The sequence below is a fragment of the Accumulibacter sp. genome (assembly GCF_032229525.1).
Lineage (GTDB): Bacteria > Pseudomonadota > Gammaproteobacteria > Burkholderiales > Rhodocyclaceae > Accumulibacter.
Window position 1 is genome coordinate 1 of the sequence record NZ_JAVTWB010000225.1, and the last position, 4,921, is coordinate 4,921.

The 4,921-nt window shown below is 61.2% G+C and carries 7 protein-coding genes and 1 pseudogene; 3 read left to right on the forward strand and 5 right to left on the reverse strand.

Annotation, left to right across the window (positions count from 1 at the left end; translation table 11 throughout):
* Window positions 1-725: LysR substrate-binding domain-containing protein (locus RUW20_RS17935; protein WP_313953589.1), on the forward strand; the 725-nt coding region annotated here is incomplete at its 5' end.
* Between the two features lie 365 nt (window positions 726-1,090).
* On the opposite strand, the gene RUW20_RS17940 is transcribed toward RUW20_RS17935, so the two are convergent.
* The 4 genes and pseudogenes from RUW20_RS17940 to RUW20_RS17950 all read right to left on the reverse strand — a co-directional run bounded on the left by RUW20_RS17940 (window position 1,091) and on the right by RUW20_RS17950 (window position 2,319).
* Window positions 1,091-1,390, reverse strand: coding sequence for an addiction module antidote protein (locus RUW20_RS17940; protein ID WP_313953590.1), 300 nt, complete (start codon window positions 1,388-1,390; stop codon window positions 1,091-1,093).
* A gap of 4 nt (window positions 1,391-1,394) precedes the next feature.
* Window positions 1,395-1,499, reverse strand: a pseudogene (locus RUW20_RS21760) (type II toxin-antitoxin system RelE/ParE family toxin); the annotation flags it as partial.
* Window positions 1,500-1,816: 317 nt separating this feature from the next.
* Window positions 1,817-2,080, reverse strand: a complete 264-nt coding sequence (locus RUW20_RS17945) for a Txe/YoeB family addiction module toxin (RefSeq protein ID WP_313953591.1) — start codon at window positions 2,078-2,080, stop codon at window positions 1,817-1,819.
* Window positions 2,077-2,319 carry a type II toxin-antitoxin system Phd/YefM family antitoxin gene (locus RUW20_RS17950; protein ID WP_313953592.1) on the reverse strand — a complete coding sequence of 81 codons (243 nt, stop codon included), beginning with the start codon at window positions 2,317-2,319 and terminating at the stop codon, window positions 2,077-2,079. The genes RUW20_RS17945 and RUW20_RS17950 overlap by 4 nt, the downstream gene beginning before the upstream one ends.
* A 244-nt stretch (window positions 2,320-2,563) precedes the next feature.
* Here RUW20_RS17950 and RUW20_RS17955 point away from each other — a divergent pair, with 244 nt between their 5' ends.
* Window positions 2,564-3,172, forward strand: a complete 609-nt coding sequence (locus RUW20_RS17955) for an NUDIX domain-containing protein (protein ID WP_313953593.1) — start codon at window positions 2,564-2,566, stop codon at window positions 3,170-3,172.
* Between the two features lie 58 nt (window positions 3,173-3,230).
* Here RUW20_RS17955 and RUW20_RS17960 read toward each other — a convergent pair whose 3' ends face one another.
* Window positions 3,231-3,464: a DUF2789 domain-containing protein gene (locus RUW20_RS17960; protein ID WP_313953594.1), complete on the reverse strand. Its 234-nt coding sequence runs from the start codon at window positions 3,462-3,464 to the stop codon at window positions 3,231-3,233.
* 283 nt (window positions 3,465-3,747) lie between these two features.
* Between RUW20_RS17960 and RUW20_RS17965 the strand changes: the two genes are divergently transcribed.
* A partial coding sequence (locus RUW20_RS17965) for a peptide chain release factor 3 (RefSeq protein ID WP_313953595.1) occupies window positions 3,748-4,921 on the forward strand: 1,174 nt, incomplete at its 3' end.

A 4,921-nucleotide genomic window follows, 5' to 3' on the forward strand; every position in this document is an offset into this window, starting at 1 on the left:
TGCGCGAGGGTGCGCGTCTGCTGGCAGACATCGATGCCGTGGCCAACCGCATCAAACGGGTGGCGACCGGTTGGGAACCGCAGTTCACGATTGCCGTGGATAGCATCATCGTTCGCGCCACGGTGATGGAGCTTTGCCAGTCATTTTTTGCGCTGAAACCGCCGACCAGTCTTAAACTGCGCAGCGAGACGCTGTCCGGCACGCTCGAAGCACTGGCCTCAGGTCAGGCCGATCTGGCGCTGGGCGTGGTGGTGCAGGCCGGCAGCGGGGCCGACCTGGAGCGGGAGTCCCTCGGTACGGTGCATTTTGTCTTTGCCGTATCGCCGCACCACCCGCTGGCACATGCCCCAGAACCTTTGACCGCTGCGGCTATTCGCCCGCATCGCGCGGTGGCGCTGGCCGACTCGATACAGCGCGGCGGCGGCCTGACGATCAGCCTCTTGCCCGGCCAGGAGGTGATGACCGTTCCCGACATGCCGGCAAAGCTCGACGCGCAGCTCAGGGGCCTGGGAGTCGGCTTCCTGCCGACATGCCTGGCACAAAGCTTCATCGATAGCGGACGCTTGGTGGTGAAGCAAACGCAGCAACCCGAGCGTCGGCTCCAATTTTGTTACGCCTGGCGCAAGGGCGGAAAGGGCGGCCAGGGGCGTGCCCTGCAATGGTGGCTGGAGCAACTGCAAAGCCCGGTGACGCGGGCTGCACTTTTGGCAGAGAGGCGGTCTTGAGATTCAGTTTTCCGCCGTGTCTATCGGATGGCCGGGGGCTACCCGATGACACGTAGAATCAGTCAGGCTCTTTACAACCCAAAAGCCACGTTTGTGCAAGAGTAAAGCCGACCTTCAGCAAACTGCTAGCGTCCAGCGCCGAAATCGGTCCGGCAGAACATTGATGGGTGCGAATATCAGAATCGGCGAGATTTCTTGGCTGTTGGTTCCAGGCCGCAGTTGCGTGAAAGCGAAAGCCGTGCAAAATCTGCGGAGCTCGTCAAGCTGTCCCAGGGCCAAAAAATCGCCTGTGACGCGATTATCGCGTTGAGATTTCTTTATTGCCGCTTTGCGCTGTTCTCTTGCCCGAATTGTCCGGCGTCCGCTTAATGACGAACCGCCTGGGCATGCAGCTTCAATCCAAGCGCTCCCATGACCTTGAGAATGGTATCGAAGCTCGGTGCGCGATCACCCGATAGCGCTTTGTATAGACTTTCGCGAGAGAGGCCTGCATCGCGAGCGACTTGCGTCATGCCCTTGGCCCGCGCGATGTCGCCGAGCGCCCTGGCAATGAAACTGGCATCGCCATTTGCCTCTTCAAGACAGGCTTCCAGATATGCAGCCATCTCTTCAGGCGTGCGAAGATGCTCGGCGACGTCGTAGCGGGTAGTTTCTGTTTTTGCCATGTCCCTATTCCTTCAAGTTGCGCGCCAGTCGTAACGCCGTTTTGATGCCTGTGGCCTGACTCGACTTGTCACCACCCGCCAAAAGAATCACCACTTCTCGCGCGCTCTTGAACATCGCGGAGATCGTCGATCCATGCGGCAAAGACATCGGTCTTGCGGATCTCCAGCAGGAGCCGAACGTATCCCGCTGGCTACACCGTGTCAATGTGCCGGAGAAAACGTTGAGCGGAACGCGTTCCGCTACCAGCGAGGCGAGCACACGCAGAAGCAGACACACACGCACAGCCCAAACGGTCAGAGTGAATAGTTTTTCAGGAGCTAAAAGCAAATATCTCCGACCCATTTGGTGCCCGCTTGGTGCTCTGGCTATGACCGGCCGACGCGATTTTATCGCGCCAGTCCGTGCCGATGGATGGGCCGGGCCGCTCATTCATGGTGCGCCCACATGCGCAGGACGCGTACCGTTTTCTCTTCGGCAAAGGCTTCGTACACGATACGGTGCTGAATATTGAGGCGGCGCGAGTATGCGCCGGCAAGATCACCGACCAGTTTCTCAAAGGGAGGTGGATTCTGAAATGGGTCGTTGGCAAGGAGCGCGAGCAGTTTTTGCGCCGTTGCTTTGAGACCGCCTGCAGCAAGCTTGTTTGCATCCTTCATGGCTTGCTCGGCGTAAACAAGCTCCCAACTCACCACGCAAGCCCCTTCGAGCTTTTGGCAAGGGGTTCGGCCATGCCAGATTTGATGGACTCGCGCATGCCAGGGACCGCCAGCAGGTACAAGGTTTCTTGAATCGCGCTCCAATCTTCCGCGGAGAGAAGCACCGCACTAATGCGTTTTCCGGAAATCAAGATTGGCTCGTGCGACTCTGCTGCTTGGTCAATGAGTCGGTACAGATTTGCACGCGCTTCACTGGCAGTAAGTGTGTTCATTTTGCGCTCCTTTAGGCGATGGCTAAAGGAGCGCAATAGCGTACGAATGTCAAGTGTCCATGCGAGCACTGCAAGACGGACAACGTGAAGGTGACGGGCGCGAGCGGCGTCACCGCGAAGCTTTCCAGCAGTGAAGGCGCGCTTCGGCCAACCGACGCTTTCGCCTGGAACAGCCGGCCGATCGACGGCCGGCAACTCTGCGCCTGCATTGGCTTTACCCCTTGAGTTCATCCACAATTACCGAATGCCGAGCAAAGCACTTATAGCGAAAGTTCTGGAGGCCAGCACGGCCTACAAGGGATTCTTCGAACTTCGTCGCCTGACGGTGGAGCACGAGCTTTTTGACGGCGGCAGCAGCGGGCCGCTGGTGCGGGAAGTTCTGCACCGCAGCGATGTCGCTGCCGCCCTGCTCTACGACCCGAGCACGGACAAGGTGGTGCTCGTCGAGCAGTATCGTGCCGGCGCACACGTCGCCGGCGCAATGCCCTGGCTGATCGACATCGTGGCTGGCCGCATCGAGGCCGGGCAGACGCCGCTCGAAACGATTGCGCGGGAAATCACTGAAGAGTCCGGTCTGACGCCTGCCTCGATCGAGTCCATAGGCGTCTATTTCACGGCGCCGCATCTATCGAGCGAGCGGGTGCATCTTTATTGCGCGACGGTGGATGCCGCGGCGGTTGCCGGACACCATGGCCTGGCGCACGAGGGTGAAGACATTCGCCCGCTGGTAGTGGACCGCAGAGAAGCGCTCTGCCTGCCGCAGACACAGCCGCTATCCCTTTGGGCGGGACTGGCGCTGGCCTGGCTCGGCAACCGGGCCATTGGCCAGATTGAAGGAAGCCATTCCGCTTGATGTCAGCGGATCAGATCGCCGCGCGGTGGCAAGAGCCGACGCCCACCGCGACACTTCCCTATTCCGCGAGCAGCGAGTTGAGGGTGTCCACCAGCTCCGCCCAGTCAGCGTCGGCAGTGATTTCTTCGCGGAGGAACTGCGCCTGGCTCGGCGTCCAGAATGGCGCCTCGGCCAGCGGCAGCGCATGTGGCAGTGGCCGATGGCTGGCGATGAAAGCTTCGATGCTTGCCGAATCGTCAGGCAAGCCGAGTTGACGGAACAGATCGGTCAGCGTGTGAATGGCGTTTTCCATCGTGATCCTCCTCGTGGTCAGAATTCCTCTCGGCTGTTCAGCGGACTTTGCCCGTCGCCGACGCTAACGATAGCACCAACGAAGGTGAGCTGCGGCAGCGCGCCGCCACTTTGACCAGCCACCACAAGCTTACACCGCCCGCGCTGTCTCGTCGCTACCGGCCGCCCGGTTCCAGCGGGGGGCCAGTCTTGCTATAGTTCGCCCTGCACGCCGCCAGCGGGTCACAGCCTTCACCCTCCCCCAACCGGCGGCTTTTTGTTTTCCTGCCGCCGAAAGCTTCCCGATGAGCACCACCCGCAGCGATTCCCCTGACGAAAGCCGCAACGACAGCCCCTTTCCGCCTGAAATCCTGCGCGACGTTGCCAAGCGGCGCACCTTTGCGATCATTTCCCACCCCGACGCCGGCAAGACGACGCTGACCGAAAAGCTGCTGCTGTTCGGCGGCGCCATCCAGCTCGCGGGCACGGTCAAGGGACGCAAGAGCGCGCGTCATGCGACATCGGACTGGATGGAGGTGGAGAAGCAGCGCGGCATTTCGGTGACCAGCTCGGTGATGCAGTTCGAATACCAGGGGCACACCGTCAATCTGCTCGACACGCCGGGGCACGAAGATTTTTCGGAAGACACCTACCGCGTGCTGACCGCCGTCGATGCGGCGGTGATGGTGATCGACGCGGCCAAGGGCGTCGAGGCGCAGACGATCAAGTTGCTCAACGTCTGCCGCATGCGCGACACGCCGATCATCACTTTCGTGAACAAGCTCGACCGCGAGGTGCGTGAACCTTTCGAGCTGCTCGAGGAAATCGAGTCGGTGCTCGGCATTGAGTGCGCGCCGATCACCTGGCCGATCGGCATGGGCAAGTCTTTTCGCGGCGTCTATCACCTGCTCGACGATCGCCTGCTGCATTTTGCTGCCGGGCAGGAACGGCGTGTCGAGTCGGAGCGACTCGACGGCCTTGCCAACCCGCTGCTCGACAAGCAGTTTCCGGCCGAGGTCGGCAAGCTGCGCGAGGACGTGGACCTGATTCAGGGCGCGAGCGGTCCTTTCGAGCTGGCCGGTTTTCTCGCCGGCCGCCAGTCACCGGTGTTCTTCGGCTCGGCGATCAACAACTTCGGCGTCCAGGAGATCCTGCAGGCGCTGCTCGACTGGGCACCGCCGCCGCAGGAACGCGACGGTGGCGAACGCCTGGTGCAACCCGGCGAAGGCGCGTTCAGCGGCTTCGTGTTCAAGATCCAGGCCAACATGGACCCCAAGCACCGCGATCGGATAGCCTTCTTCCGCGTCTGTTCGGGGCGCTACACGCCGGGCATGAAGGTCAAGCACGTGCGCCTCGATCGCGAGATGAAACTGGCCAACGTGCTGACCTTCATGGCCAACGAACGGCTGTTGATGGAGGACGCTGTCGCCGGCGACATCATCGGCATCCACAACCACGGCAACCTGCACATCGGCGACT